The organism is Cupriavidus sp. WKF15, assembly GCF_029278605.1.
Lineage (GTDB): Bacteria > Pseudomonadota > Gammaproteobacteria > Burkholderiales > Burkholderiaceae > Cupriavidus.
The window spans coordinates 38,036-61,674 of sequence record NZ_CP119572.1; the positions used below are offsets into that span (position 1 = coordinate 38,036).

General features: G+C 61.2%; 17 protein-coding genes and 1 pseudogene. 8 read left to right on the forward strand and 10 right to left on the reverse strand.

Annotated features, from left to right (window positions below; all coding sequences use genetic code 11):
- Positions 1-5: 5 nt before the first annotated feature.
- Complete coding sequence (gene rmuC / locus CupriaWKF_RS00145) at positions 6-2,033, forward strand: DNA recombination protein RmuC (RefSeq protein ID WP_346348598.1); 2,028 nt, start codon at positions 6-8, stop codon at positions 2,031-2,033.
- Here the strand turns inward: rmuC and CupriaWKF_RS00150 are convergent.
- The 6 genes and pseudogenes from CupriaWKF_RS00150 to CupriaWKF_RS00175 all read right to left on the reverse strand — a co-directional run.
- On the reverse strand, positions 2,030-2,932 hold the full coding sequence (locus CupriaWKF_RS00150; protein WP_276099048.1) for a plasmid partitioning protein RepB C-terminal domain-containing protein: 903 nt from the start codon (positions 2,930-2,932) through the stop codon (positions 2,030-2,032). The two genes, rmuC and CupriaWKF_RS00150, sit on opposite strands and share 4 nt — an antisense overlap.
- The gene (locus CupriaWKF_RS00155) at positions 2,929-3,834 is read right to left on the reverse strand and encodes a ParB/RepB/Spo0J family partition protein (protein ID WP_116345207.1); all 906 of its coding nucleotides are present in this window, start codon (positions 3,832-3,834) and stop codon (positions 2,929-2,931) included. The genes CupriaWKF_RS00150 and CupriaWKF_RS00155 overlap by 4 nt, the downstream gene beginning before the upstream one ends.
- A complete protein-coding gene (locus CupriaWKF_RS00160; protein WP_276099049.1) occupies positions 3,831-5,396 on the reverse strand; it encodes a recombinase family protein in 1,566 nt (521 codons plus the stop codon). Before CupriaWKF_RS00160 ends, CupriaWKF_RS00155 begins: the two co-directional genes overlap by 4 nt.
- Positions 5,397-5,564: 168 nt before the next feature.
- Positions 5,565-6,008, reverse strand: coding sequence for a hypothetical protein (locus CupriaWKF_RS00165; protein ID WP_276099050.1), 444 nt, complete (start codon positions 6,006-6,008; stop codon positions 5,565-5,567).
- 457 nt (positions 6,009-6,465) lie between these two features.
- Complete coding sequence (locus CupriaWKF_RS00170; RefSeq protein WP_276099051.1) at positions 6,466-6,927, reverse strand: hypothetical protein; 462 nt, start codon at positions 6,925-6,927, stop codon at positions 6,466-6,468.
- Between the two features lie 56 nt (positions 6,928-6,983).
- Positions 6,984-7,481, reverse strand: a pseudogene (locus CupriaWKF_RS00175) (recombinase family protein); the annotation flags it as partial.
- Between the two features lie 1,325 nt (positions 7,482-8,806).
- On the opposite strand from CupriaWKF_RS00175, the gene CupriaWKF_RS00180 reads away from it, so the two are divergent.
- Both CupriaWKF_RS00180 and CupriaWKF_RS00185 read left to right on the forward strand, forming a co-directional pair.
- Positions 8,807-9,730 (forward strand): hypothetical protein, encoded by a 924-nt coding sequence (locus CupriaWKF_RS00180; protein WP_276099052.1) that lies wholly within the window; start codon positions 8,807-8,809, stop codon positions 9,728-9,730.
- 108 nt (positions 9,731-9,838) lie between these two features.
- Entirely contained in the window at positions 9,839-11,107 is a 1,269-nt protein-coding gene (locus CupriaWKF_RS00185; RefSeq protein ID WP_276100864.1) for a DUF445 family protein, read from the forward strand.
- 29 nt (positions 11,108-11,136) lie between these two features.
- On the opposite strand, the gene CupriaWKF_RS00190 is transcribed toward CupriaWKF_RS00185, so the two are convergent.
- Positions 11,137-13,632: an EAL domain-containing protein gene (locus CupriaWKF_RS00190; protein ID WP_276099053.1), complete on the reverse strand. Its 2,496-nt coding sequence runs from the start codon at positions 13,630-13,632 to the stop codon at positions 11,137-11,139.
- 71 nt (positions 13,633-13,703) lie between these two features.
- Between CupriaWKF_RS00190 and CupriaWKF_RS00195 the strand changes: the two genes are divergently transcribed.
- The gene (locus tag CupriaWKF_RS00195; RefSeq protein WP_276099054.1) at positions 13,704-13,850 is read left to right on the forward strand and encodes a hypothetical protein; all 147 of its coding nucleotides are present in this window, start codon (positions 13,704-13,706) and stop codon (positions 13,848-13,850) included.
- Positions 13,851-13,877: 27 nt separating this feature from the next.
- Here the strand turns inward: CupriaWKF_RS00195 and CupriaWKF_RS00200 are convergent, their stop codons facing one another.
- Both CupriaWKF_RS00200 and CupriaWKF_RS00205 read right to left on the reverse strand, forming a co-directional pair.
- Positions 13,878-14,942, reverse strand: coding sequence for a 3-keto-5-aminohexanoate cleavage protein (locus CupriaWKF_RS00200; RefSeq protein WP_276099055.1), 1,065 nt, complete (start codon positions 14,940-14,942; stop codon positions 13,878-13,880).
- A 24-nt stretch (positions 14,943-14,966) separates the two neighbouring features.
- Complete coding sequence (locus CupriaWKF_RS00205; protein WP_276100865.1) at positions 14,967-15,869, reverse strand: TauD/TfdA family dioxygenase; 903 nt, start codon at positions 15,867-15,869, stop codon at positions 14,967-14,969.
- Between the two features lie 297 nt (positions 15,870-16,166).
- Here CupriaWKF_RS00205 and CupriaWKF_RS00210 point away from each other — a divergent pair, with 297 nt between their 5' ends.
- Together CupriaWKF_RS00210 and CupriaWKF_RS00215 are read left to right on the forward strand one after the other, a co-directional pair.
- Complete coding sequence (locus CupriaWKF_RS00210) at positions 16,167-17,216, forward strand: AraC family transcriptional regulator (protein WP_276099056.1); 1,050 nt, start codon at positions 16,167-16,169, stop codon at positions 17,214-17,216.
- 149 nt (positions 17,217-17,365) lie between these two features.
- The gene (locus CupriaWKF_RS00215; RefSeq protein WP_276099057.1) at positions 17,366-18,049 is read left to right on the forward strand and encodes a type 1 glutamine amidotransferase domain-containing protein; all 684 of its coding nucleotides are present in this window, start codon (positions 17,366-17,368) and stop codon (positions 18,047-18,049) included.
- A 108-nt stretch (positions 18,050-18,157) separates the two neighbouring features.
- Here CupriaWKF_RS00215 and CupriaWKF_RS00220 read toward each other — a convergent pair whose 3' ends face one another.
- Positions 18,158-19,342 (reverse strand): helix-turn-helix transcriptional regulator, encoded by a 1,185-nt coding sequence (locus tag CupriaWKF_RS00220; RefSeq protein ID WP_276099058.1) that lies wholly within the window; start codon positions 19,340-19,342, stop codon positions 18,158-18,160.
- Positions 19,343-19,824: 482 nt separating this feature from the next.
- Between CupriaWKF_RS00220 and CupriaWKF_RS00225 the strand changes: the two genes are divergently transcribed.
- Together CupriaWKF_RS00225 and ltrA are read left to right on the forward strand one after the other, a co-directional pair.
- Positions 19,825-21,756 carry a hypothetical protein gene (locus CupriaWKF_RS00225; RefSeq protein WP_276099059.1) on the forward strand — a complete coding sequence of 644 codons (1,932 nt, stop codon included), beginning with the start codon at positions 19,825-19,827 and terminating at the stop codon, positions 21,754-21,756.
- 504 nt (positions 21,757-22,260) lie between these two features.
- A complete protein-coding gene (gene ltrA / locus CupriaWKF_RS00230) occupies positions 22,261-23,625 on the forward strand; it encodes a group II intron reverse transcriptase/maturase (RefSeq protein ID WP_276100660.1) in 1,365 nt (454 codons plus the stop codon).
- Positions 23,626-23,639 lie beyond the last annotated feature (14 nt).

Below are 23,639 nucleotides of genomic sequence, written 5' to 3' on the forward strand. Positions count from 1 at the left end.
ACAACATGACCGAAACTGCCTTCTACGTCCTCGTTGCGCTGAGCATTGTTTCGCTGGTGCTGCTGTTGGCGCTGTTGCTGCGCAAAACAAAGTTTGAGACGCCCGCGGACCTCAATGCGAGGCTGGGACTGCTCGAACAGTCCTCCCAGAGCTTGGTGCAAGCAGTCTCTCGCAACGAGGGCGGCATGCAGCGCATCGAGCAGCAGCTGCGCGGATTCACAGAGGCAACCGCCGGTGCGATGGCCGCCTCCAAGAAGGCAATGGATGAGCAGCTCGAGCGCACCGTGGCTGAGGCTCGGAACGGTCGCGCGGAGCTCAACCAAGCCTTCCAAGCCTTCGAGACGCGTTTTGGGCAGCAGATAGGTGCGCTTTCGAGCAGCGTTGGCGAGCGCGTGACCGAACTGCAGAGAACGACGGCGGAAAGCCTGGAGGCGAGCCGGAAGGTCGTCGACGAGAAGTTGGGGCAGACGCTTGAGGAAGCGAGAAGCGGCCGCACCGAGCTGACCAACGCATTCAGTGCCTTTGAGACAAAGCTCGAGCAGCGGTTCGGGTCGTTTGACACATCGCTGGCGGCGCGATTCGAGGCGCTGCAAATCGCGCTCACCGGCCGGCTTGATGCTTCCAGCAAGGCGTTGATGGATTTGCTCACCCAGGCACAGACCGACGCAGCGAATGCTCGAACTGAGACGTCCCAAGCGCTGGCGAAGTTTCGGACTGAAATGACCGAGCACTTGGGTACTGTGGCGCAGGAGACCGGGAAGTCTCGTCAGGCTCTGTCCGAAAGTGCTACGGCGTTCGAGACACGCATCCAGGAGCGCTTCGAGGCCCTCACCGCGTCCACTCGGGGCACCCTTGACTCTCTCAAGGCAGACATCACCAACCAGCTTGGGGTGATGGCCACTGCCTTGAAGGAGCAGCTGGAGGGCAATGGCAATCAGATTCGGAATCAATTCACGACGTTGCAAGAGGCTGTTGCGCAGCAACTCGGCGTTATGGCACATGGAACGCAGACCAGTTCAGAGCAGCTTCGCACGGCATTGAATGAACGCCTAGCTGCCATCCAGCAAGACAACACGACCAAGCTTGAAGAGATGCGGCGGACCGTCGACGAGAAGCTCCACGCGACGCTTGAGCAGCGGCTGGGCGACTCCTTCAAGTTGGTCAGCGAGAAGCTTGAACAGGTTCATGCCGGCTTGGGTGAAATGAAGAATCTTGCCGGAAGCGTGGGAGACCTCAAGCGAGTCATGACCAATGTCCGTACCCGCGGCACGTGGGGCGAGGTGCAGTTGGGCGCCATCATGGAGAGCCTGCTAACGGCCGAGCAGTTCGACCGCAACGTCAAGACGGTTCCCGGGAGCAACGACCTCGTCGAGTTCGCCGTCAGGATGCCGGGGAAGGGCGATGACGCGCCGGTGTGGCTGCCCGTTGATTCGAAGTATCCGATAGAGCACTACCAACGGTTGCAGGACGCACACGACGCCCTGGACAAGGCCGTTATCCAGCAAGCGTCGGCCGCGTTCGAGTCGTCAATCCGAGCCGAAGCCAAGAAAATCTCGACCAAGTACGTCAGCCCTCCTCACACGACAGACTTCGCCATCCTCTTCTTGCCTACCGAGGGACTGTTCGCGGAGGTTGCTCGCATCCCGGGCCTAGTCGAGGCTCTTCAGAACGAGCACCGCATCGTAGTGGCCGGGCCGACGACGCTTGCGGCAATGCTGAACAGCTTGCGGCTGGGCTTCCGCACGCTGGCAATCGAGAAGCGCTCGTCGGAAGTGTGGGGGATTCTGGGTAGCGTGAAGACCGAGTTTCAGAAGTTCGGCGACATCGTTGATGCCACCAAGAAATCGATTGACGCCGCTGCCAAAAAGTTTGATGAGGTGGGCCGGAGAACTAGGGCAGTTCAGCGCAAGCTGCGGGACGTTGAGGCGCTGCCAGTTGCAGCCCAGCCTGCGGCCTTGGCGACGGAGGAGTTGCTGGGACTGGACGAGGATGATGACGCTGCCCTGGCTGGTGGCGCCTCCGCGCTCGGCTAAGGGACCACGCCGCATTGCTGCTGGTCGAGAGAAATGGTCGCGACGATGGACTCGAACTCCACCATCAAATCCGGATGTCGCTGGGCAACGTATTGCCGAGCAGGTTCGTTTTCGAGGAGCTTGGCGAGGTATCCCTTCGCAAGCACCAAGTTTAGTACGTCCTGGCCGTAAGTCTGCTCCACGAGCTTGTACTGTCCCTGCAGATTGCTCATTTCCCGCTCCATTTTCGCCATCTGCTCCGGGCTAACGCCGGTCAGTTTGCGAGGCTTCTTTCCCTTCACAAGACTCGCTGCAGGCGTAGCCACCAACAAGGCCTCGGCGTAGGAGACGGACACATTGTTCGCGGCCACCATCAACTCAACGCACTCGACCTGCCGCGTCGGTTTCATTTTGCGAATGGCGCGAACAAGCTCTGCCGAGAACTGCCGGTCTCCGAGAAGCTCGGCCGCCTCCGGGCAAATGCCATCGAGCAGTGACATCTTTTTTATAATCTGAGACACGTCCACGGAAAGAGCTTTCGCCAATCGTTCAGGCGACACGCCTCTGTCAATTACTCGCCGTATCATGTAGTGTTCCTGAATTGTAGAGAGGCGATTGACGCGATTGTTATACGTGTAGCTCTCGTCATCGGTCGCGACAAGGCAGGCAGCCCGCTCGTACCCCAAGTCCTGGATGGCAAGTAAGCGTAGATGCCCATCTAGCAGAACATGTTGCCCAGAAGACCGGTCCGCAGCCGTTACAGATAGCGGCTCGATGAGGCCCACCTCCTCAATGGAGGTTCTTATCTGCTTAAATTTGCGCGATTCCACCACGGGTGCCGGTATTCTGCGCGACGGCAAGATGCTAGTGACCGGTACCGACAACGGCTCGGGGATGAATCCAAGAGTTACCCCAGTCATGTAGCCCTCCCGATTGGCCAAACGCGTTCGGCAAGATACTTTGGCAGGCTGGCCAGTCCCTCTGCACGCAGGAGGTTGATGAAGTTCTCATCGGCAAACAGTTGCCTCAATGCGCCCACTACAAATAGCAACCGCTGTTGCGTAAATTCGGCCTTTCTCACCATGGACTTCTGACGTTCTACCTCGTGCTCATACGTCCTCACGAGACTCGACGTCGTGACAGCGGCGGCGGACTTGCTCGTCATGTTGTGTGCCGTGCTTCGCCCGAGTACTTTTCTGCGCTCGATGACACGGCGCGCGTTCATTAGTTGCTTTCCCCGCAATTTTCCCGACTCATAGGCCTCCTGAAGTGCCGCTTGTATTTCGGTGTCGTCGTCGCCTGCGCCAACAATCGTAAGGGCCGCATTCAGGGGGACAAGGCCCTTCTCGACTGCAACGACAAGTCGCTCTTCTCCCTGGTGCAGCAGCGTGAGGATGCCGTGAACGTAAGCCGGCGTAAGACCTGTCTTTTCAGCAATGACCTTCGGTGTATATCCCTGCTCCTGCAATTGCCGAATGCCGGCAAGCCGTTCGAGTGGGCGACATTGTCTGCGTGCGATGTTTTCCGCCAAACTCATGACGAACGCGTCCTCGTCGCTAACGCTTACAACGAGGGCGGGAATAGTCGCTTCCCCGAGCGAGCGGAATGCCTTCAATCGCCCCTCGCCGCACACGAGCAGGTATTTTTCTACGCCACCGGCTGTTGCTCGCGGCGTGACCACGATTGGCTTCTTGAGACCGATGGTCTTGATGTTGTCGACGATTTCCTTGAAAACGCGACCATTGCGTTCTCGCGGATTGATGACTTCAATCTGAGCGACGGGGACCATCCGGATTTCTCCGAGCTGCTGCCGCGAGTTCACACTACTCTCCTCAGACGTGCACGCTCGGCCATGCCGTAGAGGTAGTCCAGCGTATCGAAGCGATAACTCTCAAACTCGATTGGATTTTGGTCTGCGAGCTGAATACGAGCTTGTCCAAAGTCCAGGCGTGGCAGCAGATAGTAGTCCAGCGCCGAGGCATTCATTTGGTCGAGCCGTACCGCAACAGTAATATCTGGAAGGAGGCTCGTATCGAAGCGCACCTTCCAATGATTTCGGCCATTTCCATGAGCCTGGCAACGCGCCAGCACGATGCAGGCCGTGAACTCGTCATTGACCGTCAGCAGGTCGGTAGCCGGGTCGCGTACCACCGCCCCGCCCAAATCCGCGATTTTGCTCTCCGTCTGCGCGACGATTTCCGGATGCAGTTGTCGCAGAAAGCGGTTAGTTTCAATGTATCGATAGTCTCGTCCAGGCGTAAAGCCGACTGCCTGGTAGGCGCGAATTAAACTGCCGAATCGGTACACATAGACCGACGTAGAAGGCATGCCATCTGTTTCATCAATCACTACGCCGGACAGAAACCCGCGACTGCGGTACAGGTTGCGCAATCGCTCGATAAGCTCCTCATTCGAGTAGTGACGCGCTCTGGCTCTCATGATGCCCTGAGCCGTGTAGAAGGTTTCGCTCGGAACAATCCCCTGAAATGCCCCTTCCTTTCGAATCCACATGTCCGGTGTGTTGGTCACGCGCATCTTTTTCAGCTTAAACGACACTCGGTTGTATACGTTGTTGCCGATGTATTTCTCGTTGGTTAATACTTCTCGTACCGTAGCTCGTGTCCACTCTCGGTTCAGGTCAGTCCGCACATGCATGCCATTCAGGCGAGCTGCAATTTCGTATTCGTCGAGCGACTCGTCGATAAACCAGTTGTAGATTAGGTTGACAATTCGCACCTCGCTTTCCGGCCCCGGCATGAGAATTACCCGGTCTGTCTGTAGACTTTTACGTTCGCCACGGCACAGTTCCGCCTTCATGAGACCGTGTTCATCGACCAATACGCGGCGCAGCCCATAGCCGGCTGGCCCCCCTTGTCGGAAGCCCATCTCAATCAAACGACACTGGCCGGCGAATACCTTCGCGGATAGTTCTCGGCTGTACTCGCCCGCCATTGCTCGCTTTACCCCTTTTACGATGGTCGAGACAGGCGAACCGTCGTTCTCGAACTGCTCCGCACAGTACGCAACCTGGATGCCAGCACGGCGGCAAATGTACTCGTAATACGCGCTCTCGTCGGCATCCTGGAATCGTCCCCATCGACTCACGTCATAGACGAGGATTACGCGGAAATCAACGTTGCCATTGACCACATCGGAAATGAGACTTTGAAGTGCCTGGCGACCGTCGATTCGAAGACCACTTTTACCCTCATCCGCATATGTGCGGACGATTTCGAACCCGCGACGGGTTGCGTATTCTCGAATTTTGTCGCGCTGATTCTCGGTCGAATACTGCTGATGCTCGGTCGACATGCGGACATACTCCGCTGCCCGTCCTGCCAGGGAGTCGGCTACGACTGCTGCACCCGCGTTATTGGATGACATTTTTCACTCCGCAACTCAGACATAGACCGCGGAAGGCACCGAGCACAAGGGAGCGCCTCAAATGCGAGCACCACAGCTTCACATCAGGTGGTGGCGTTTGAAAGCGAACCTTGGTGAGGCAAGGTTAGCAGGCACGACGCCAGGGTGAATCACGTCATCTCTTTGCAATCATATGGGTGGCGCTGTGGGTGCAGACAGCACGGCGATGTGGACGGTCCACGCGTCCATTTTTGCAACGCCCGCCTCATCTGCATGGCGCAGCACGTAGAAGCCCGAACCCAGCTGGCGATGGCGCACGAAGACGTTCGTATTTGCAATAGGCTTGAAAGTCCGCCTTGCATTGCGTAGCCGCTGCATGCTCCGGTTGCGCTCGCAATACACTGGATGTGCAGCTCGATATTCGCGCCAATAGCCTGAGTGGGTCGAGCGCCACTTCGCCTGGGCCCGCGCCTGGTTATCGCGATAATCGTTGTCGGTACGAAGCCGGCGGTTTTGCCAGTCACGTCGACGAGCGCGCTGGCAGGCTTTCGAGGAGCAATAACGCTGGTGGGGAACATGCAGCAGCGGCACGAACGCGTTGCCACAGGCGAGACATAGGCGGGTCGATTTCATGAATGCCCTCCAAGTCGGTTGCGACAGGCGCACGCAGACGTCTCGACCTGTCACGACGGACCCTGGAGCGCCAGAAACATACAATTTTCGGACAGTCTTCCAGACGAATCGCACATTTTTCGGACGAGTCACGACCGTCGATGCCCGAAGTCGCACATGTTTCGGTCAACCCGAAAGTCACTGGTCGATTTCATGGGCTCTCACCAGCTCGGTTGTTACGGGCGCGCGGCCGTCTCGCCCCGCCACCGAAATCACCGGCCTGAGACTGGATAGAGGGTTTTTCGGTGCGCACGCAGCAGATTCCCATCACCCGCGAAAATCGCTAGAATTTGCTTATTTCAAGCGGACTTTTTGAAAAACTGCGTGCGAGCGCGAACGTCGTCCGCTGATGGGACAGGTTCAATCAGCCGCTCGCCCGGCACCAGGCTCGAGAAGGCCACAGGCGGAATTTCTCATTTTACGGGTTCCGTTTTCTCGCCTTATGGGTGCGCCCTCCCCGCAAATCCTTGCCCAGCAAGGCTCTCTTTCTTAGCTTTTGTATCCGTCTACACCGGTTGTAGGTGTACCGCCATTCGCGCGCGATCACCGCGCAGTGGCTCCATTTCCAGTCAGCGTCGAGCTCGGACAGACGCTGCAGCTCGGTGATCGCAGCGAGTGCCTGGTGAGTTGGGGACTCACACGCAGGCAGTACCTGGACGCGGCCCCGCGCGACCGGATCGCGCACTTCCCAAGCGTCGCCCGCCGGCAGCCGGCGCCTGGCACGGTCGATGGTGATCGACTGTTCGGCCTTCATGCGTTCGGAGGCCGGTTGGATGATGGCGTTTGCTACATCAATGATGTTGCCGCTCGAACGGTAGTTCTCGACCAAAAACTGCGGTTTGGCATTGTAGTCTTCTGTGAAGTGGCGGATGAATTCCACCGATGCGCCATCGAAGCTGTAGATGTTCTGGTCGTCATCGCCTACCGCGAAGAGGGTATTCTACGTTCCGTCTCTGTGACAATCTCCGGATGGAGGCGGCGTAGGAAACGATTGGTTTCTACGTACCGGTAATCGCGGTCGGGCGTGAAGCCAACCGTTTGATAAGCACGGATGAGGCTTCCGAAGTGATAGACGTAGACTGACGTCGATGGCATCCCCTCCGTTTCATCGATGACCAGGCCAGATAGATAGCCGCGGCTTTTGTAAAGGGCACGAAGTCTGTCGATCAGCTCGCTATCCGAGTAGCGGCGAGCTCGTGCGCGCATGATGCCTTGCGCGGTGTAGAAGATATCGCTTGGGACTATTGGTTCAAAGGCATGCTCCTTCCGAATCCACATATCGGGGGTGTTCGCGACCCGAATCTTCTTCAGCTTGAACGAGACGCGGTTGTAGACGTTGTGGCCAATGTATTTTTCGTTCGTCAGAACCTCCCTCACCGTAGATCGACCCCAAGGCCGACCGAGCTCTGTCTCGATTCGCATTGCGTTCATACGCAGGGTGAAGCTCGCGGTACTCATGCCAATACTCCGGGTGCGCCGCAGCCCAGCTGCGTTGGGCCTGTGCTTGGTTCTCGCGGTAGTCGGCGTCCGTCGCTAAGCGCTGGCGCTGCCATTCGCGGCGCCGACGTCGCTGGCACTCGGGCGCTGGGCAAAAGCGCTGCCCAGGCGTTTGGGGGCGAACCTCGAACGGCAGTCCGCACGCCTGGCACTGCCTGACGATTTTCATACGTCACTCCCCGCCGGCGGCAAACGGAGAGGGGACGGCAGGCATCGCGAGCGTTCGCCGTGGCACAGCCCAATTAGTTAGCCAGATACTTCAGTCATCCGGCGCAGGCTACTTTGAGATTCTCCCAGACAGTTGGGACGGGTTCTCCGCAACAGTCGGGGTAGGGGCAGACGAGGGATTTCGAGACAGGTGGGGCGGAAGGCGAAAAAATGTGCGCAAAAAGACTCATGCGGGGCAGTCCAGCTAATTCGCGCTTCTTTTCACTGCAGTCCAGCTAATTCCGGTTCTAAGACGTCCGAGCGACGACGGAATTAGATGTTAAGTCTTTGATTTCTTGGAAAACGCAGTCCAGCGAATTCCGATTCCTCACAGTAGGTTCTCAGAATAGTTGAGAGAATTTACAAATAAGTGACTCGTATTTCCTGATCCAAGGGATTCGTGAGCTCGGATTTTCACCTGTGGCAGTTGTTTGTAAGCCTCCAGGTGAGGAAGTCCTGCAGTCAGCATCATTAGGCCAAGGGGTTGCGCGGATTTCGCGCAACCCCTTGTTGCTTTTTGGCTTCCATGTAAGTTCAGTCAACGTCAACGCCGGGTTCTGGTGCGTTGCTGCTCTCGATTGCGCTCGACATATGCCGGATGCGCCGCCCGATAGTGGGACCAGTAATCCCTGTGGCGCGTAAGCCAGGCGGAGCGCGCCCGCCCTTGGTTGTCGCGATAGTCGGCATCGGTATGAAGGCGCTGCTTTTGCCATCGGCGCCGGCGTTCACGCTGGCAGGCGGCACCCGAGCAATAGCACTGCCGTGGTACCTGGGGACGTGGGAGGAAGGGTTGGCCGCACGCGGCGCACCGTCGCATTGCTTTCATGGCTCGCTCCAATCAACGAACCGAGTATGCGGCTGGCGGGCGGTGAGCTATTAAGCAACGGTAGAAGACGTGGTCGCGGTGAAACGCCCTAGTGAGTTCGTCAGGAACTCTTCCGACGGGTGATGTCATCTATTTTGTGACTTCGGTAGGAAATTTCCATCTTTTTTGAAAGTAGTGAAGATTTGACTCACAGAAAAGGTGGATAGGTCTTTGATTTGTAAGACCCCTCTTGCCGACTATTTTGTGGGCCGACAACGTGAGCGCGGGCGATGTGGTCAACCGGGGCACGCTGGGCGGCCAGACCATCGACGTCAATGCGGCCAACAGCCTGGACAACGCGGGCGGCCTGCTGGCCGGCGTGCAGAGATTGAATGTCACCACCGGGGCGTTGGCCAGTAACACAGGCGGCACGCTTTTCGCGGGCGATCTGTCGGGCCTGAACCCGACCGTGGGCGACCTGACGCTGACGGTCAACGGTGGCGCGGGCAGTTTCAATAACGCGTTGGGCCAGATTCAGGCGGGCAACAACCTGACGGTCAACGCGCCCAACCAGGTATTCGACCCGTCAGCGGCCACCACGGGAACGCTGAATGCCAACGGGACGCTGACGCTCTCGGCCCAGGCCATCCGGAACACCGGCACCTGGGATGTGCTGCCGGGTAACGTGGTCCTCAACGGCGCGCAAGGTGTCAGCAACACCGGCACCATCCAGAAGGCTGGCGACCTGACCTTGAGCACCGCCGGCACGTTGGATAACAGCGGGCAGATTGTGGGCGGCGGCAACCTGAGCCTGTCGGCGGGGGCGCTCACGAACGCCGGGACCATCCACGCCAACGGCGACCTGGCACTGGCCGGCAACACGACCAATACCGGCACGGTGGAGGCGCTGGGCAACATCGCCATCACGGGTGAGCGTGCGACTAATAGCGACGCCAAGGTCACGACCACACCCGGGGACTACGGCGACCTGAACCCGCCTTACGCGGGCGGTTGCAACGGCGGCGGCAGCTACAAGGGCAGCAACTGCTCGGCCAGCGAGACCGTGGCGGCGGGACCAGGCGCGCAATCGGAAGGACCGCGGCAGGCTGATGGCCAGTTGGCAGGATTCCTGAATCCCACATATTCTTCTGACGGACCAGGAGATCCCAGCTAAGGTGAGGCCTGAAGCCGACCCAGCCGCCGCAAGTTGCGCGGTGGATTTGCAGTGGGTGCCACACAGATACCAAATCCATCGTTCTGTACTCCAAATTTCCAACTTTCAATGACTCAGGAACTGGAACTCCGCAACGCCAAACACAAGGCGCTGGCCCTGCTACTCGCGGCGACGCTCGTCTTTGCGATCACCATCTTCCTCCCCCACGGCTTTGCCACCGATTGGGTGCGCTCCGCAGCCGAGGCCGCCATGGTTGGCGGCATGGCCGACTGGTTCGCGGTAGCCGCGTTGTTCCGCCGCATTCCGGTGCCGGGGCTCGCGGGCCACACCAATATCATCATCCGCAAGCGCGACGACATCGCCGATGGGCTTGCTGTCTTCGTCAAGGAAAAATTCCTCGATGTGAACTCGGTAGTCGCGCTGATCGACAAGCACAACCCTGCACAGGTCGTCGCCGATTGGCTCGATTCGGCATCCAATACGCGCCGCATGGGCGATGCCGTGGCCCGCTTCGCACGAAGTGCGCTCGACCTGATGGACGAGAAGACAGTCCAGGCGTTTGCCAAGGACGCCGTCGATGCCATGATCGATCAGGTGGACCTCACGCAGTCAGCGGCGGGAATCCTGGAAACGCTGACGCGAGACAATCGGCACCAGGCGCTGCTGCGGGAATCGATCACGCATCTGGTGGAGCTGCTCAAGCGTCCGGACACGCGCGACATGATTGCCGGGCGAATCGCGGAATGGCTCAAGCTGGAGCATCCGTACAAGGAGAAAGTGCTACCGACTGAATGGATCAGCGGTCATGGCGCCGAAATGATCTCGGCGGGATTGTCGCGCGTTCTGACACAAGTCGAGAAGGACGATGGTCATGAGCTGCGCAGGAAGTTCGATGAGGTGACAAAAAGCTTGATCAAGCGCCTGAAGGAAGACGCATCGTTTCGCGCGAAGGCCGACGATATCAAGCGTTATCTGCGGGAGCATCCGGCATTCAATGCCTACATCGGGGAACTCTGGACGGAATGGAAAGAACGTCTCAAGACAGACCTGGCGCGTGAAGACTCCGCCATCTATCGCAAGGTGGCAGGCGCCGGCCAGTGGATTGGCGAGGAGCTGGCCCGCAACGAATCCTTGCGGCAGGCGCTGAACCAGCACCTGAGGGATGCCGCGCGCGCGATGGCCCCCGACTTTGCGGACTTCATCACGCGCCATATCAGCAATACAGTGCGCAGCTGGGACGCGAAGGACATGTCACGGCAGATCGAGCTCAACGTCGGCAGGGACCTGCAGTACATTCGCATGAACGGGACCATCGTTGGCGGGCTGATCGGAGCGACGCTCTATCTGCTTGCCCAGGCGCCAGCGCTGATTCGATGATACGTGCCGGTGGTGGCCAGTCCTCGATGTCAGCCGCCAATGCCCGCACGCTGTAACCGCTCAGCCGCCACCGGCCGCGCCAGCAAGAACCCCTGCCCCCGATCACACCCGATCTCCTGCAGAAACCTTAACTGCTCCTCGTTCTCCACCCCTTCCGCCACCACCGTCAACCCAAGCGAATGCGCCATGGCAACAATCGCGCGCAGGATCGCACTCTCACGCCGGTGCGCATCGATAACAGCAAGAAAGGACCGATCCACCTTCAGCGTATCCACCGGCAACGTCTGCAAATACGTGAACGACGAATACCCCGTCCCAAAATCATCAATCGCAAGACTCACTCCACGCCGCGCGAGTTCACCCAGCAGCGATTCCGTCACCCCGTTACCGGTCATTGCCATGCTCTCGACCAATTCCAGCTGCAGCCTGGCCGGCGGCAGACCGGTATCGCTCAGGATGTCGGTGAGGTCATGCAGGAACTGCTCGTGGCGACATTGCCGCGCGGACAGGTTGACGGCAATCCGGCCGAACGCGAAACCCTCTTCGATCCAGAGGCGCGCCTGCCTGCAGGCTTCGCGCAACACCCAGGCGCCGATCGGCACGATCATTGCCGAATCCTCGGCGGTGGTGATGAACGCACCGGGTCCCAGCAGGCCACGCGTCGGATGCTGCCAGCGCAGCAGCGCTTCCACGCTGACGATGGCGCCGCTGCGCAAGTCGAAGACAGGCTGGTAGTGCAGGCGGAATTCGTTGGCATTGAGGGCGTTGCGCAATTCGCTTTCGAGCGTGATCCGCTCCATCGAGGATGAGGTCATCTGCGCGGCGAAGAAGCGGAAATTGTTCTTGCCTTCGTCCTTGGCCTCGTACATGGCGCGATCGGCCTGCATCAGCAACTGCTTCTGGTCAGTGCCGTCGTCGGGGTAGATGCTGATGCCGATGCTCGGCGTCACGAACACGGTTTGTCCGTTGGTGACAATCGGCTGCCCGACCACGTTCAGCAATGACTGGGCAATCTGCGCGACGTGGCGGATGTCTTCGATGTCCTCGATGATCACGGTGAACTCGTCCCCGCCCAGGCGCGCCACCGTGTCGCTTTCGCGAATGGCCTCCTTGAGCCGCCGGGCGATGACCTTGAGGGCCTGGTCGCCCACGCCGTGCCCCATGGTGTCGTTGATCAGCTTGAAGCGGTCGAGGTCGATGAACATCACGGCCACCCGCCTGGCGGCACGCTTGGCGCGCGCGATGGCCTGCTTCAGGCGCTCGCTGAACAGGGTACGGTTCGGCAGGGCCGTGAGGGCATCGTGCATCGCCAGGTGGTTCAGGCGCTCTTCGTCCATACGCCGCTGGGTGATGTCCGAAAAGATGGCGGCGTAGTGCGTGCAGCTGCCGTCGTGGCTGTAGATGCCTGAGATCGACAGGTACTCCAGGTACAGTTCACCGCTCTTGCGCCGGTTCCAGATCTCGCCCTGCCAGTTGCCGTTCTCGCGCAGCTCGCGCCACAGCGACTCATAGAACGCGGCGTCCTGTTTGCCCGAGCTAAGCATGCGCGGAGTCTGGCCGATGGCCTCGGCCTGGGAAAAGCCGGTCAGTTGCGTAAAGGCCGGATTCACCCGTTCGATCACGCCGTTCAGGTCCGTCACCATGACGCCGTCGAGCGTGGCTTCGAACACGCGGTCGGCCAGCTTCAGGTGGTAGGCGGATTTCAGCAGCGCCTCATCGCGCTCGCGCAGCGCGAGTTGAAGCTCGTGCACATACTCGTACTCGATATTGCTCAGGATGTCGGCCAGGCTCAGCACACCCGCCAGTTTGCCGTGATCGTCGAGTACGCCCACATGGCGGATGCGGTTCTCGATCAGCATCCGGCGGGCCGCGTAGAGGCTTTGCGATCGCCGCAGCGCCCGCAGCGGGCGCGTCGCGTGTTCGCCCACCGTGCCGCAAAGCGCATTGGCGGCGGCCAGCCGGACAATATCGCGCTCGGTCAGGATGCCGTACTCGTCCAGTGGGTAGCGCACGACGATGGCGCTCAGCCCGCCTGTGCGCATGGCATGCATGGCGTCGAGCAGGCTGGTGTGGGGGGCCACCACGCCCGGCAGGGACAACTTGACCGAATCGATGGGCCGGGTGCGCAAGAAAAATTCTGCGCCCTGGCTCATGACGAGATCGGTCTGCGTGAGCATGCCCAGCGGGCGTTCGGCGTCGTCGACCACCAGGCAATGACGGATGCCCTTGTTCTTGAAGTGGACCACCGCGTCACCAAGACGCGTGCGGCCGGACAGGGACTGCACAGGGTGGCTCATCAGCGCGCTGATCGGACTGGACAGCGCATCGGCCGCGTCGCCGAGCGCCAGCGCATCGCGTTCGGTCCAGATGCCGACTGCCCGCCCCTGGTCCATGACGACAATCGAACTGCAGCGGCGCTTTGCCATTTTGGCGACGACTTCACTGACGGGTGTCAGAAGCTCGCATTCCAGTGTTGATTTCGATACCAGACGTTCGATTTCGATATCCAAGGTGTGATGCGGCATGTCGCTCCCTAGCCCCTGCGTCTTGTTGTTGTTTGGCTTGCCCGTCAGCGCTCGCAAGGATAGTTTGGGGATTGGTCACCATTGTTGATGCAGATCAAGGTGGCATTTTCGTGGTGTCAATCGGACACAGCGGTTCGGAATTGGAAAGAACAATGCCCGCCGTGCCGTCCGCAGTGGTTGCGGGCGGCGCGGCGGGCAAACGGATCAAGGCTGACTAAGGCCGGAGTAAAGCCGCAGTAAGCCGGTTACGCTCGGCTGGCGTGCCTCGTGAATCCTACCTGGCCAGGCTTGCGGTTCGGCGCGAACCCGTTCTCGGCCAGCGTCTCGTCGGCGCTGTCGTAGAACGTGCCGATCTTGTAGATCTCGCGCGCTTCCTTCGCGTTAGCCACGTCGCGGCCGAACTCGCGCGACATGCGCACCAGTTGCTCGATCTGTTCCACGGTGCCCATCTTGCGGTCGCGCCGCTGGGTCCAGATGTTGTCCTCGATGCCGCAACGCACATGCAGGCCCAGGGCAATGGCCATCATGTTCAGCGGCAGTACGTTGAGCATGGAGGTTTCCAGCGTCAGCACCGAACCATTGGGGCAGGCACGCACGAAGTTCGCCAGGTTGTAGAGGTTTGGCGCTTCAAAGCCGCCGCCGATCGCCACCCAGGTCAGGATCAGGGGCACGTTGCAGCTGCCCTTGCGCATCATCCGCTCCACCGTTTCCAGCTGCGCGATGGTGGCAAGCTGGAAGTGGGTCTGGATGCCATTGCTGCTGAGGCGGCGGATGTGCTCTTCCACCCATTCCGGTCCCGCGGGAATGGTCATCTCGCGATAGGCGCGATAGTTCGCCGGCTCGGCCAGCGAGGTGCCGGCCACGTCGGCCGCGCACATCTGCTCGACCACGTTCATCTGGTTGGTGTTGATGGCGATCGTCACCTGGTCCGGCGTGGGCTTCAGCTCCGCGAGCATGTGGCGCGTATCGTCCGACAGCCACTTGGCCACATCACCGTCGTTCTCGGGCGCAAAGGAAATCGAGCCCCCCACCTGCAGGATCATGTCCGGCACGCGGGCACGGATGCCGGCCAGCAGTTCGTTGAACTTGGACAGGCGCTTGGAGCCCTTGCCATCCGCTTCACGCACATGCACGTGCAGTACGGTGGCGCCGGCGTTGTAGCAGTCCACGGCTTTCTGGATCTGCGCTTCCATGGACACCGGAATGTCTTCCGGGAAATCGGAAGGCATCCATTCCGGACCATAAGGGGCTGCGGTAATCACGAGCTTTTGCTGGTTCTCGGGGAACAGCGAACCGTCGATGAAATCCATGTCTCTCTCCTGGTGGTGGCTGGCTCAGGCAGCCAGTGCGGGTTCGGGGGTACGGGTGTCGGTGGCGCGCTCGCCGATGCCAAAAGGCTTGTCGCCGATGATGCCGGCGCGTTCCATCTTGCGGTGGCAGGGCGCGTAGTCCATCACCGCGTAGTGCTGGGTGCTGCGGTTGTCCCAGATCGCCATGCTGTTGGCCTTCCAGCGCCAGCGCACCTGGTACTCGGGAATGAGGGCCTGCGACACCAGGTAACGCAGCAGCTCGAGCGCGCCCGGGTTGTAGTCCTGGCCGTAACGCACGTTTGCCGGCGCGTGGAAGTTGGTGAAGTGGGTGGTGAAGGCGTTAACGAAGAGGATCTTTTCACTGGTCTCGGGGTGGATGCGCACCACCGGGTGCTCCGGATCGGGATACTGCTCCTTAAGTGCCAGACGCCGCTCGATCGGCATGGCGGCGCCAAAGCTGGCCTCGATGCTGTGCCGGGCGCGCAGGCCGGCGATCTGCGTCTTCACGTGCTCGGGCAGGTTCTCGTAGGCGAGCGCCATGTTGGCCCACATCGTGTCGCCCCCCACGGCAGGGCCTTCTACGCAGCGCAGCACGCATCCCATGGGCGGCGCTTCACGCCAGGTCGCATCGGTGTGCCAGGCGTTTTCGTAGCGGTCCATCGGCTGGTCCGGCTGCTTGTAGATCTGCACCAGGCCCGGGTACTGCGGGTGGCTGCCGGCTACCGGGTGATTTTCCAGGCTGCCGAATCGCTCCGCGAACGCGACATGCTCGGCGCGGGAAATGTGCTGGTCGCGCAGGAACAGCACCTTGTGCCGCAGCAGGGCGGCCCGGATCTCTCCGAACAGTCCGTCGTCGTGGATGGCATCGGCCAGGCTCACGCCCGTCAGCTCGGCGCCAATGGTGGCGGTCAGTTGTTCTACGCGCATCATGCGGCCTCCGTGCGGGTAATGACGGAAGCCGGGAATGCGATACCGCGCCCTGCCGGGCGATGGGAAATGCTGGTTGTGGTCACTCTTTGTCTCCTGCCGTTTTGGTGGGGTCAGTCAACGCGTCTGGCGTCAGGTGAAAATTACTGTTCGGGGAGAGGGGGGACTTTTCATTGCGCGACACGCTCATTGCGTTTGATGCCAGGGGTGGGGGCTGGGCCTCGGCGATTTGATCGCCGTCAAATTTTTGACCTGCTGCCCACACCATCCTTGCTGAAAGAGCAGAGGGAGGGAGCGATGACGACACAGGTTCGCGCGGCGGCGTTGACGGGTTACTTCGACGTAGCGTCGCAACTGGAGCTGGATACGGAACCGATCTTGCGCGCGGCGGGCGTCTCGCGCGCCTTGCTCGATGACCCGGACCAGCGCATTCCGGTGACCTCGGTCATGAGCTTGCTGGACGAGGCGGCGCGCGCAAGCGGATGCGAGTCATTCGGCCTGCGCATGGCCGCGACGCGCCAGCTCGCGGACCTGGGTGCCATCAGTCTGTTGCTGATGCACCAGGCCACCCTGCGTGACGCGTTACGCACGCTGATCCGCTATCGCAGCCTGATGAATGAATCGCTGGCGATGCTGGTGGAGGATGCCGGCACGACCGTGATCGTGCGCGAGGAAATCGTATTGGAGGATGCGCCGGTATCCCGTCAGGCCATCGAGCTTGCCACCGGTACGTTGCATCGCGCGTGCAGTGTCCTGCTCGGCCCGCAGTGGAACCCGCACAGCGTTCATTTCACGCATGACGCGCCGGCCGATCTGCAGCTGCATCAGCGGATCTTTGGCTGCAAGCTGAAGTTTCACAGCGAGTTCAACGGGATCGCCTGCGCGACCGCGGATCTTGACCATCCCAACCCGATCGCGGACCCGATGATGGCGGAGTATGCGCGCCGCTGTCTGGAGGCGCAGTCAGTGGCCTGCGCGACATCCTGTGTCCTGGAGGTCCGCAAGGCCATCTATCTGCTGCTGCCAATGGGCCACGCTTCGATCGAACAGGTGGCACGGGGGCTGGAGATGGAAGTACGAACGCTGCAGCGCAGGCTCAAATCGGCGGGGACCGTCTTCTCCCAACAGGTCAATGACGTGCGGCGCGAACTGGTGGTCCGCTACCTCGTCAGCGGCGGCCATCTGCTAGCCGAGGTGGCGGAGCTGCTCGGCTTCTCGATGCCGAGTTCCTTTACGCGCTGGTTCTCGGCGGAGTTCGGTGTCGCGCCGTCGCAGTGGCGCCAGCGGCTGGTACAGGCCGATGCAACGGCAGAAGGCCGCCGGCCGGTGTGCCTGCGGCATGGCTAGGCGTCGCTCCGGGCGCCGGATGCTCCGCTTGCGTGCGTGTCGGCCTTTGACTTTGAAGGCCCATGCACCATGCTTACCAGGGTCCGCATGCCGCCAGGCAATCCAGCAGGTGGCCCGCATGCCCCGTAACGTCTTCCGGAGACCCGAACATGAAAGTCCTGATTGTCCTGACGTCTCACGACCAGCTCGGCAATACCGGTGAAAAGACCGGCTTCTGGCTCGAGGAGCTGGCCGCGCCTTATTACGTGCTCAAGGATGCCGGCGTTGAAGTCACGCTTGCCTCCGTGAAGGGCGGTCAGCCGCCGCTCGACCCTAAGAGCAATGATCCCTCGTTCCAGACCGCGGCGACGCGCCGCTTCGATGCCGATGCCGAGGCAAAGGCCACGCTCGCGTCTACGCAGAAGCTGTCCGATGTCTCGGCTGGCGACTACGACGCGGTGTTCTATCCGGGCGGACACGGACCAATGTGGGACCTCGCCGAGGATGCAAACTCCAAAGCCTTGATCGAAACCACTCTTGCAAGCGGCAAACCGGTCGCGCTGGTCTGCCATGCGCCGGGCGTGCTGCGTCATGTAAAGGCGAAGGATGGGAGCCCGATGGTCAAGGGCAAGAACGTCACGGGCTTCACGAACGGCGAGGAGGCCGCGGTCGGCCTGACGGAAGTCGTGCCATTCCTGGTCGAGGACATGCTGAAGGCGAACGGCGCCAACTATTCCAAGGCAGGGGACTGGCAACCGTACGTCGTGACGGATGGCCTGCTGATCACGGGCCAGAATCCGGCGTCGTCGGATCCTGTCGCCCATGCGCTGCTGACGATGCTGAAGCATCGCTGACAGGGAAAGCGGGCAGGGCAGAAGGTGCCTGGTCGCGGATGCCGCGGTTCCAGGCCAAGCCGTGGCGATCCTTGGTTGCCCGCCGGGCGTTCCGCCGTTCCGCCGTCGTCAGCGGTCAGGCGACCGCTGAGACAGTACCCAAAGCATGGCGCCCACGGCTTCGGCCTGGGACCGCGTGCGGGTCTTGTCGTAGATCGCACGCAGTTGGGTGCGCACGGTGTTGACAGAGACTCCTGCACTGGTGGCGTACTGGTCGGGTGTCTTGCCACTGACCAGTGCCTCGGCCACCGAGGATTCGGCTGCCGACAAGCCGAAGGCTTGCTGCAGTTGCCGCGCCGTCACCAGTGGCGTGGATCCGCGACGCCTGGCGGTGACCAGCATGGTGGCGTCGCCAAACACGGCTCTTGTGTCCTGGCCCGGCAGCAAGGTAATGCTGAGGAATACCTCGGGTGCCACGCCGGAGGCGACACCCAGCGCAAGGCTGGCGCCCTTGCGGGTTCTTGCCACATGCCGGAGCGTTGTTTGCAGGCTGTCCTGCTGCTCTGCCAGCGTTGCCGCCAGCCGCCCGTGCTGCAGTTTCAGGCAGGCGGCTTCGCGCAGCATGCTTTCGGCCGCCTTGTTGGCAAAGACGACGCGTGACTGCCTGTCCAGGGCAAAGACGGCAAGGCCCAGTTGCTCCATCAGTTCCGTGCCAAGCGCCGCGTCGCGATGCAGGACCCTGGTGTCCTGCCAGAGATTGATGGCCCGCTGCAGGTGACCGGCCATGCCGGCCGCGGTGGCGCGTTCTTCGAGCGTGTAGGGCGGCCGGTCGGGCGCGCGAAGCAGGCCGAGGAGAATATTGTCGCTGCCCGCGCGGGCCAGACGCGCACCCATCAGATAGCGTATGCCTGACGGAATCTGGTAATCCTGGAAGAACTCGCTTCGGGCGATATCCTGTTCGGTCAGGTAATCATCGCAACAGACGAATTTACCGATGGCGGCTTGTTCGACGAAGCTGCGTCGGGGATCAAGCGCACCATAGTATTGGTCGTAGCGCTCGATTATCTCGTCCCATCGTACGTCGGGGGTATAGATGGAGAGATGTGGCGCATTGCGCACTGCATCCCAGCTGAACATGTGGAATACATTGGCGCCCATTTTTTCCGAGACGATCTGAAATACCGCCAGAAATCCGTCCCGCCGGGCCGCGGCCTCATAGAGGTCCCCGATCAGATGATCACCGATTAGCAAGGCGCCCTTCTCCCCAGGCGTGGCTGTCCGGGGGAGTCTTCCGAATCCGCGCCGCGCCGCCATTATTCACTGCGTTGTTTTCCGCAGGCTATCACAGGCATTCCGGGTGGACAGTTGGTTTTTTGAGATTTTCATCAGAATGAATGATGCCGGCCATTTGGAGTTCTTGCAGAATTCCCCCAACTCCGTGGCTGCACCGCCTGAATTGATAAAAATGCCGCGGCAGAGGGGTCAGTAAATGATCGAGAATGCACTCGACGTCATTTATATGACGGGTTTCCAGAGGGGTCCTGGTTTGTCCATGCCAGAGGGGGATTGACTATCCGGCAGGAGCGGATGGTCATTATTTTTTGTCGTTTTTTAAATAACGGTACGGGGAAGAAATAATGAGGTTTACACCCATTGCATTTAGTGTTGCGGTGCTGGCGTTATCGGCTTGTGGAGGGGGCGGGGATTCGTCGGTAGGAACCGCGCCCACTACCACGCAACCTGGGACTAACGCCCCCAAGCAAACGGTCACCGGCGTAGCGGCAACCGGCGCGGCAATGCAGGGCGCTACGGTGACGCTGACGGACGCGGGCGGCAAGTCGGTCAACTGCCCGGCCGACGCCACCACGGGCTCATTCCAGTGCGATGTGACCGGCCTGGCCGCCCCGTTCGTGCTGGTCGCCACCGGCAACGTGGCGGACTCGCAGGCAACGCTGATCAGCCTGAGTGCGACTGCGGGCACGCAGACCATCAATATCACGCCGCTGACCAACGCCATTGCGGCGACGATCATCGGTGACAACCCGACCAAGCTGCTGAGCGACACGAGCCTGCTGCAGTCCAAGGTCACGACGTCGTCGATCAGCACCACGGTGAAGGCCTACTCGGACGCGCTGGCCGATCTGCTGGCCGCCACAGGCAATGCCGGCGTGGACCTGATCTCCGGCCCGCTGACCGCTGGCGCACCGGGGCTGGACCGTTTGCTGGACCAGGTGAAGGTCAACGTGCTGCCCAATGGGGGCGTGCAGCTTTCATCCGTGGCGGGCGCTTCGAGCGATACGCCCGCCGTGCTCCAGCTGGCGCCGGGCGTGGCGCCGACGGCCAGTGACTCGGCCAGCCTGCCAAGCGTGGCCACGATTGGTGGTGCGCCTGTGTCCAACCTGCCGGTTGCCAGCGACCTCGCCGGGCTGCAAGCTGCGTTCAACCAGTGCTTTGGCGGTTCGTCGACGGCATCGGCACGGCAGAGCGGCAGCATCGCCGCCTGCAGTCAGATCGTCGTTGACGACGTGGCGCCCGGCGTGCGGCAGGCAGGTGTTCCCGCCACTTACCTTAGTAATGGCGCAAACGTCGACCAGGATCTGGGTGCCGGCATCGTTGCCGACGATGCCATGAACGGCGCCGTCTTCAGCTTGCCGGAAATCATCCGCGTGCAGGCAGCCGACAAGGTCTGGATCAAGGTGTCCTGGACGCGTGCCGATGGTATTCGCGATGGCATGCAGCAGATCGCGCAGATCGCCCTGCAGCCATCCGCGCGCACCAGCAGCGACAATGGCTGGCGCCTGATTGGCAACCAACGGGCGATTCTGAGCAAGGTCAATGGCAATGCACAGCGCTGGGACTGGTTGAATCCGGCCAAACCGTTCACCGGGACCAATGCCTATGTCAGCTCGTTGACCCTGCAGGTGGCGACGGTCGACAAGGATGGGGTAGCGGTGGACTTCGCCATCGTGTCGGGTCCGGGGCTGCACAATGGGGTTCTGCTCAAGCCCAGCTCGGGCGTCTGCGACACGCTCAATATTCAGGCCCAGCTCAAGGCGGGAGAAACCGCCAGCGACGTACTGTCCAAATACCCTGGTGTACAGCCCGGCTGCCGGAATAACTACCGCCTGGCGGGAGTTGCCCAGGATGTGTCTGCGCAGGGCTCGTTCACATGGCCGAACAACTCCGCCTGGTCAAATCCACAACTGAGCGCCGCGGACCTGGGGGCCATTACCCCGTTCAGCGTCTACACTTTTGACATCTACCGCTACGACAAGACCACCACTCCGTGGACGCCGAAGCAAGTCTATTCCTACCCGGTCCGTCTGCGCACCCCGCCGCCGGCTCCGGATACGCTGCGCCAGTATGCATGGCAGGATGTCAGCAAGGAGGCGCGTGACCTGCTGACGCCGGGTTCCAGCACGACGTTCACTGGCGGCGCGACTTTCCCGATGAGCTGGACCTCGGCTTCGGGTGTACCGTTCGTAAAGAAGACCAACGTGCAGATCCGGTCGACCATTGGCGCGCCGCAGGTGTTTGTCAGCGGCACGGCGCGTGCCAAGCCGGCGGCGGCCAACACGGTGGTCAGGCTGGCTGTGCCGGGCGACCAGGGGGCCTCCTTCCCGTCGGTTGCGGCGGCGACTGGCGCGACCGACATGTCGTTTGCCAACCTGAACTGGTCGGACGCGTTCGACCTGAACTTCAGCACCAGCGTGGAATACGACCACTGAAACAGTGACGTCATTCTCCTCGCGCTGAGCGGTGGCCTGTTACGCTGCCGCGCAGCAAGGGATCGGCAATCGAAGGCCAGGGCTACCCGCCCTGGCCTTTTTGCGTGCGCCCAGCATGGGCGCACTCTTGTGGGTGCAAGTCCCACCGTAAGTTGATCACAGCGAACGAAGCGAAGCGCAACTGCGTGAGGGTGACCGAGCGTGGGGAGGAAGCGTGGAGCGAAGCTGCGAGCCGAGGGACACGAACCGGATAGAAGGCGGTGCCGACCAGGACGAGCGGGCGCAATTCCGCGAAGTTCTTGTGATCAAGGGGAGGCGGCGTAAATCCGGCGGTTGTGCAGCGAAGGAGTGCGTTCTTACCTGGGGACGCCCCGCCTTGCGCCTGAAAGGGCGACGGCGTCGAGCCGGAGCGGGGTCTCAGCAGAGGTCATATTAGTTGGGGGTAGCGCCGGGAAGGCTCGAGTCCACCGACGAAGGACCGAACGAGAGGGAGTGTTCGAAGCCGTGTCGATGCAACAGGCATTGCGTCAGAAGCCCGCGCGAGCGGGGCGAGCGAGGGAAACGGACGGTGAAGCCGGCCGGGAACTCGCTCGTGACGAAGCCGGCGGCCCGCGACGCGAACCGGAGGACACAGGGTCGGCGCTGCTGGCAGCGGCGCTGACGCGAGAGAACCTGAAGCAGGCGTTCAGGCGGGTCCGACGCAACAAGGGTGCCGCTGGCGTAGACGGTCTGGATATTGATCAGACCGCTCGCCATCTGGTGTCGGCGTGGCCGGAGATTCGCCAGCAACTGCTCAAGGGGACGTACCGGCCCAGTCCGGTACGGCGGGTAACGATTCCGAAGCCGGACGGAGGCGAGCGTGAGCTTGGTATCGCGACGGTGACGGATCGGTTGATCCAGCAGGCGCTGTTGCAGGTATTGCAGCCGATTCTGGACCCTACCTTCAGCGAGCATAGCTATGGCTTCCGTCCCGGCAGGCGTGCGCACGACGCGGTGCTAGCCGCACAGTCGTACGTGCAATCGGGTCGGCGAATAGTGGTGGACGTGGACTTGGAAAAATTTTTTGACCGAGTCAACCACGACATCCTGATTGATCGCCTACAGAAGCGCATCGAGGACCCCGGAGTCATCCGGCTGGTCCGGGCGTATCTGAACAGCGGGCTGATGGATGGCGGGGTGGTGCTGCAACGGTACGAGGGCACGCCGCAGGGCGGTCCCCTGTCGCCGTTGCTGGCCAACGTGCTGCTCGATGAGGTGGACAAGGAGTTGGAGTGCCGAGGCCATTGCTTCGTGCGCTACGCCGACGATGCGAACGTGTACGTTCGCAGTCGGAGGGCGGGCGAGCGGGTGATGGCGCTGTTGCGGCGGCTGTACGGCAAGTTGCGCCTGAAGGTCAACGAGGCAAAGAGCGCGGTGGCGAGCGCGTTTGGCCGCAAATTCCTCGGCTACAGCTTCTGGGTAGCCGCAGGAGTGGTCAAGCGCAAGGTGGCCGTTAAGCCGCTGCTGACGTTCAAACAACGCATCCGCGAACTGACCGGTCGCTCAGGCGGCCGGAGTCTACGTGCGGTCGTGGAGCGGCTGCAGCCATATGTACGGGGTTGGAAGGCCTACTTCCGGCTGGCGCAAACACCTCATGTCTGGCGAAAGCTGGACGAATGGATGCGTCATCGGTTGCGCGCGATCCAACTCAAGCATTGGCGCTACGGCACTACGATCTACCGGGAATTGCGGGCGCTGGGGGCTGCGCATGCGACAGCCCAGCGGGTGGCGGCCAACAGCCGCTGCTGGTGGCGCAACAGCGATGGCGAGCTAAACCGCGTGCTGAATATCGCCTTCTTCGACCTACTGGGGATGCCTCGCCTTGCTTAACCTCAACCTCTCGA

What these genes read in the sequence shown, in the direction of transcription:
- CupriaWKF_RS00185 (WP_276100864.1), top strand. Translation starts at nt 9,839, where the DNA reads ATGACTCAGGAACTGGAACTCCGCAACGCCAAACACAAGGCGCTGGCC.
- CupriaWKF_RS00200 (WP_276099055.1), bottom strand. Translation starts at nt 14,942, where the DNA reads ATGGATTTCATCGACGGTTCGCTGTTCCCCGAGAACCAGCAAAAGCTC.
- CupriaWKF_RS00205 (WP_276100865.1), bottom strand. Translation starts at nt 15,869, where the DNA reads ATGCGCGTAGAACAACTGACCGCCACCATTGGCGCCGAGCTGACGGGC.
- CupriaWKF_RS00215 (WP_276099057.1), top strand. Translation starts at nt 17,366, where the DNA reads ATGAAAGTCCTGATTGTCCTGACGTCTCACGACCAGCTCGGCAATACC.
- CupriaWKF_RS00190 (WP_276099053.1), bottom strand. Translation starts at nt 13,632, where the DNA reads ATGCCGCATCACACCTTGGATATCGAAATCGAACGTCTGGTATCGAAA.
- CupriaWKF_RS00150 (WP_276099048.1), bottom strand. Translation starts at nt 2,932, where the DNA reads ATGACTGGGGTAACTCTTGGATTCATCCCCGAGCCGTTGTCGGTACCG.
- rmuC (WP_346348598.1), top strand. Translation starts at nt 6, where the DNA reads ATGACCGAAACTGCCTTCTACGTCCTCGTTGCGCTGAGCATTGTTTCG.
- CupriaWKF_RS00160 (WP_276099049.1), bottom strand. Translation starts at nt 5,396, where the DNA reads ATGTCATCCAATAACGCGGGTGCAGCAGTCGTAGCCGACTCCCTGGCA.
- CupriaWKF_RS00225 (WP_276099059.1), top strand. Translation starts at nt 19,825, where the DNA reads ATGCAGGGCGCTACGGTGACGCTGACGGACGCGGGCGGCAAGTCGGTC.
- CupriaWKF_RS00165 (WP_276099050.1), bottom strand. Translation starts at nt 6,008, where the DNA reads ATGAAATCGACCCGCCTATGTCTCGCCTGTGGCAACGCGTTCGTGCCG.
- CupriaWKF_RS00220 (WP_276099058.1), bottom strand. Translation starts at nt 19,342, where the DNA reads ATGGCGGCGCGGCGCGGATTCGGAAGACTCCCCCGGACAGCCACGCCT.
- CupriaWKF_RS00210 (WP_276099056.1), top strand. Translation starts at nt 16,167, where the DNA reads ATGACGACACAGGTTCGCGCGGCGGCGTTGACGGGTTACTTCGACGTA.